This is a genomic window from Thermodesulfitimonas sp. (assembly GCF_052743955.1).
This window is the reverse complement of the sequence record NZ_JBRAIN010000114.1, coordinates 1-4,816: the sequence shown is the minus strand read 5'-3', so window position 1 is coordinate 4,816 and position 4,816 is coordinate 1. Positions and strand designations below refer to the sequence as shown.

Here is a 4,816-nt window from a genome sequence, read left to right as displayed (position 1 = left end):
CCGGTCGATCTGGTGGCCCTTGGTATTGGCGCCATCATCGGCACCGGTATCTTCGTCCTCACCGGCGTCGCTGCCGCCCAGTACGCGGGGCCGGCACTTATCCTTTCTTTTGTCGTCTCCGGAATCGCCGCTGCGCTTGCCGCTCTCTTACCTACGCGGAGCTTGCAGCGATGATCCCGGTAGCCGGCAGCGCCTATACCTACGCCTCCCTTGGCGAGTTTGCTGCGTGGATTGTCGGTTGGAACATTATCCTCGAGTACCTGGTTGCCGCTGCCGCGGTAGCGATCGGCTGGAGTGCCTATTTCAGTGAACTGCTTCACTCGAGGGGCATCCTCCTGCCAACGGCACTTACCCGGTCACCTCTCGCCGGAGGGATGATCAATCTCCCGGCGGTTTTGATCGCCTTCCTCATTGCTGTTCTGGTCACTGCCGGGACCCGGGAAAGCACCACCGTTAATAAAGTAGTCGTGGCTGTAAAACTTAGCGTGGTGCTGCTTTTTACCATTCTAGGTGCTCGTTACGTCAACCCTGCCAATTGGCACCCCTTTTTCCCTTACGGCTACGCCGGAATCATGCACGGCGCCGCGATTATTTTCTTCGCCTATATCGGCTTTGACGCTGTAGCCACCGCTGCTGAGGAGACGCGCCGGCCGCAGCGGGACCTGCCTATAGGGATCAGCGGCTCACTGGCCATCTGTACCGTTCTTTACATTGCGGTTACCGTGGTGCTTACCGGTCTCGTTCCTTACACCCAGCTTAACGTGGCTTCACCCGTCGCGACCGCCCTTCTCAAGGCCGGCATCACGTGGGCCGGCGGGTTGGTTGCTGTGGGTGCGCTTGCAGGTATCACCTCCGTTCTACTGGTAGTGATTTACGCCCGGGCCCGCATTTTCTACGCAATGTCCCGGGACGGCCTTCTGCCTCCGGTTCTGAGCTTGATTCACCCACGTCTTAAGACACCTTACGTTAATACACTTCTGGTCGGACTTACCGTCGCTTTACTCGCTGGGTTCATTCCTATCGACATTATCGCTCAACTCGCGAATATTGGCACCTTGACGGCATTTGTCGTTGTCGCCATCGGGGTCTTAATACTACGGAAAACAAACCCGGATGCGCCCCGTCCTTTCCGTGTCCCGCTTTCGCCCTACCCACCGCTACTTTCAATCGCCTTCTCCGATTACCTCATTTTGAGCCTCCCACACCTTACCTGGATCCGTTTCGTAATTTGGATGGCCCTCGGCACCATCGCCTATTTTCTCTACAGCTACTGGCGGAGCGACCTCGCCCCGCGGGGCCAGCAGCTAAAGTGGCGGCTCTTTGCACCGCCGGCCGCCAAACCCCGCCGAACAAAATAAGGTATCTCCTACGAGGTGGGGAAATGGGGGAGGAAACCGTAGCGGGCGTAAATTCCCTGGGCTTCCGGCGACCGGATAAACGCCAGAAACTTGTGGGCGTTCTCTGGGTGCGGGGCGTCGGTGAGCGCGGCAATGTAGTAGTTCACCTTGTCCCGCTGGTCAAGCTCTGCGCCAGGCTCAACCATCTCCACCGGGAGTCCTTCCTGCTGCGCGTGCATTACTTCCGTAGCCCATACGGGCCCGACATCGACAGTTCCTTTCCGGATACGCAGCGGGGTCTCCCGGTGGTGAACTAAGGTAAAAATGGTCGTCCCTTCCGCCCGCTTCTCCTCCATGATCCGGTGGACGAGCGTCTCGCCACCTGCCTTGCGGTACATCGCCACAATATGGCGCGTTATATCCTCGAGCGGTCCGGGCTGCGAAATTCTCACCTCGTTGCGGGCTAGGTCTGCAACCCTACTGATCTCCGCCGGGTTGCCCTGCGGTACCATCAGCACGATGCGGTTGTGGAGATAAACAAAGTACTCCTTGATAAGGCCCCTTTGCGTAAGCTCCTGCATCGCCGTTTCACTCACGGCGGTATAAACGTCAGGCGTGACCCGAATCTCCATATCCCCGAAACGGGCACCGCCAGCCAGAATTTGCCGGAACTCAAGGCCAGGAGGGAGAGTCTCGTAGAAAATGCGCCTCACTTCAGGATAGGCCCGCTGGAAGGCAGCGAGTAACTCCTCCATCACCATAAACTGGTTTCCCGCCATAAAGAGGACCAAATCTGCGCTGTCGAAATACTCAAGGTTATGCAAATCATCCCGGCGGCTTACAGGAATTTCCGGTAATTCCAGGTCCATTTTGGCAGATCACCGCCTCGAGTCGTCTTTTTATCCATATAATACCACACGATTTAGGGAGTAACAATTGCCAAACTATTTTCTCAGGGTAGCGAAGGATACCAAATTCCGGGCAGGGAAAGAGTATCACGCTGCCGAAAAGGGTAGGAGGGCAAAATTGCTAACGCAAAGACTGCTGTTCTGAATAATAGCACGATTTTAAGGGTGAGAAGCCTTTGTACCGTTTTCTCTTGGCATTTTTAATCTTTTGCGCCGTCTTTTTTCTGGCTACCCATTATACCGAAGGCGAGAAACTGCTCCTTACCTTAAAACACGGCCGGCCGCTCTGGGTGCTGGTGGCCCTGGGGCTGCAAGTCCTATTTCTCTTTAACCAGGCCGGTTTTTACCACGCTATTTACCGGGCTGTAGGGGTAAAAGAGTCCTGGTGGCGCCTACTTGGTTTAGTAACGGCGAGCGCTTTCGTGGGGCTGGTAACGCCCGGCGGGGCGCTTTCCGGAACGGCGCTCATCGTCGCCGACGCGGTGAGCCGGGGCGCCACTTTGGCACGCGCTGTACTGATCAACCTTATCTTTTATCTTTTTGACTACGGGGCCTTCTGCATCGTCCTTTTAGGAGTATTCGGGTACCTCTGGTCAAGCGGTCACCTTACCACCTACGAAGAAGTAGCGGCAGGGCTTTTGCTGGCCTTTGTCGCCGGACAGGTAGCCGTGCTGGCAGCGGCTGTCCACTGGCCGGATAAACTAATCGGCCTGGTGCGGCGGGGGGTGCGTTTTGCCGGAAGGGTTATACCGCCTCTGCGACGAGAAACGATAAGTGATCGGGCCGCAACCTTTATCACCCATCTCGCGGAAGCCGCGCAGTGGCTGGCAGCGCGGCCGCACGGTCTGGGGCGGGTGGTGGGACACGCCTTTATGGTAGAGGCGCTGGGCCTTGGCACCTTAGGAGCTGTTTTTTTAGCGTTTGCTGGTGGCGTTTCACCGGGAACGCTTTTTGCGAGCTACGCCGTGGGTGTCCTTTTTATGATTATTTCTATCACCCCTTCAGGCATAGGATCTGTTGAAGGAGCAATGACCGCGGCCCTAGCTTCGTTTGGCGTGCCGCCAGAAAGCGCCGTGCTTATCACTTTCGTCTACCGAGGTATTACCGTTTGGTTACCTTTCTTGGCAGGAATATTCTCCCTGCGGCTGGTAAAAAGGTATAATGTTGCGCGCTGAAAATCAGGGGCATTTTCCTTTTAGGTGGTGCAGGCCAATTGACAGCAGTGGAAAAGTTCCTAAGCTATTTAGTGGCCATAGGGGTTACCGGAGCGGGTCTTTTCAACATCCTCTATTCTTGGTTGAGCCACCACCCAGGACGCTATCTGGTGGTGCAAGAGTACCTGCCCCTCGGCGTTATCCGTTCCACGTGGCTCCTATCCGTTTTCACAGGTTTGGCGCTGCTCTTTCTGGGCTGGGGCTTAGCCAAACGAAAACGCCGGGCCTGGGTTTTCGCCCTCATAGCTCTGGCGTTGGCTGCTGGCGCCCACCTGATAAAAGGTCTGGATTACGATGCCGCCTTCGTCAATCTCGCGTTCCTAATGGTGCTGCTGCTATTACGCCGTTCTTATAGCGTGGCAAGCGATCCGACTTCATTTAGTCGCAGCTTGCTGGTTATCGGCACGATCTTTCTCAGTCTTTATATCTACGGGCTTTTAGGCTTCTACCTTTTGGACCGCCACTTTGGAGCCCGCTTCGATCTATTTGCTTCCGCTCGCGAAGCAGGCCGGGTGCTTTTTACGGGAAGCTATCCCTCCCGGTTCCCCCGGACCCACCGCGGCAGGTGGTTTCTTGACTCCCTCTGGTTTGGAGAAATACTGGCTCTTGCGTACGGAACAGGGCTTATCTTTCAACCGGTGCTTTACCGGCGCCGGGTAAGACCAGGAGAAGTGCGGCGGGTAAGGGAGATCCTCAACCGCTGGGGGCGCTCCACACTCGCCTTCTTGCTCCTTTTACCGGATAAATCATATTTTTTCGGTAGCTCAAGGAATAGCGTTATCGGTTATACAGTCGTGGGAAATATCGCGGTAGCGCTTGGCGACCCTATAGGCCCGCCAACCGAAATCGAAGAGGCAATTGCGGAGTTTCGAAAGTTTTGTAACCACCACGATTAGTATCCCGTCTTCTTTCAGGTAACGGAGGAGTTTCTCTCTATTTATACGCGGCTCGGCTTTGAAAAATTGAAAATTGGCGAGGAGGCGATAATTGATCTCGCCACTTTTAGCCTGGAAGGTGGTGCCATGAAGGCCGTACGCCAGGCGGTGCGCCGCGCTCAGCGCCAGGGCTGCCGCGTGCAGTTCTACCAGCCGCCGCTGGGCGATGCCCTGTTAAAGCGGCTCAAGGTTATCTCTGACGCCTGGCTAAAAAGTCAACACGGTACAGAAAAACGGTTTGCGCTAGGCTGGTTTGATTACAATTATCTCCAGGAATGTCCGGTGGCAACCGTAGTAGGAGCGGCAGGGAAGGAGATTGCCTTTGCTAACGTTGTCCCCGCGTATCAGAGCCGGGTGGGGACGATTGACCTGATGCGCCGCCTTCCTGACGCACCGAACGGCACTATGGAACTCTTATTCGT

Annotated in this window: 3 protein-coding genes and 1 pseudogene; 3 read left to right on the top strand and 1 reads right to left on the bottom strand. The window is 55.8% G+C overall.

What is annotated here, in order from left to right:
• The first annotated feature begins 170 nt into the window (after window positions 1–170).
• Window positions 171–1,358, top strand: a complete 1,188-nt coding sequence (locus ACUVTA_RS08550) for an amino acid permease (RefSeq protein WP_445952524.1) — start codon at window positions 171–173, stop codon at window positions 1,356–1,358.
• Between the two features lie 8 nt (window positions 1,359–1,366).
• Here ACUVTA_RS08550 and ACUVTA_RS08545 read toward each other — a convergent pair whose 3' ends face one another.
• Window positions 1,367–2,206: a molybdate ABC transporter substrate-binding protein gene (locus ACUVTA_RS08545; RefSeq protein ID WP_445952523.1), complete on the bottom strand. Its 840-nt coding sequence runs from the start codon at window positions 2,204–2,206 to the stop codon at window positions 1,367–1,369.
• Window positions 2,207–2,421: 215 nt separating this feature from the next.
• On the opposite strand from ACUVTA_RS08545, the gene ACUVTA_RS08540 reads away from it, so the two are divergent.
• Window positions 2,422–3,420, top strand: a complete 999-nt coding sequence (locus tag ACUVTA_RS08540; RefSeq protein WP_445952522.1) for a lysylphosphatidylglycerol synthase transmembrane domain-containing protein — start codon at window positions 2,422–2,424, stop codon at window positions 3,418–3,420.
• Between the two features lie 362 nt (window positions 3,421–3,782).
• A pseudogene (locus ACUVTA_RS08535) lies at window positions 3,783–4,816 on the top strand (bifunctional lysylphosphatidylglycerol flippase/synthetase MprF); the annotation flags it as partial.